Origin of the sequence: Stenotrophomonas sp. GbtcB23 (assembly GCF_019091045.1) — a bacterium.
Taxonomy (GTDB): domain Bacteria; phylum Pseudomonadota; class Gammaproteobacteria; order Xanthomonadales; family Xanthomonadaceae; genus Stenotrophomonas; species Stenotrophomonas rhizophila_A.
Genome location: NZ_JAGXKC010000365.1, coordinates 1 through 279, shown reverse-complemented (window position 1 = coordinate 279; position 279 = coordinate 1). Strand labels below are relative to the sequence as shown.

Sequence of the window (279 nt, the reverse complement as noted above, 5' to 3'; positions counted from 1 at the left end):
TGATGGGCTACCACGAGCACACCTCCGGGCCGAAGGCGCTGGAACAGCCCACGCAGGGTCTGCAGCCGCGTATCAGGGTCAAGGAAGTGAAGCGTCAGGAGGCAAGCGGCGCCATCGAACTCCCGCACCGGCGCATCCTCGATGAGGCCCTCCACCAGCAACGCGCGCGACTCGGTCGCACCGAGGGACCCCCCTGCAAGCTCGAGCATCGGAAGTGAGGGATCAACACCGACAAATCGCCAGCCTAGCCGCGCCTTGGCAAAGGCATCGAGCTCCAAC

Annotated in this window: 1 protein-coding gene; it reads right to left on the bottom strand. The window is 65.6% G+C overall.

The window, feature by feature from the left end; translation table 11 throughout:
* The coding region (locus tag KVS69_RS19435) for a class I SAM-dependent methyltransferase (RefSeq protein ID WP_345776833.1) at positions 1–278 on the bottom strand (278 nt) is incomplete at its 3' end.
* Between the last annotated feature and the right edge of the window lies 1 nt (position 279).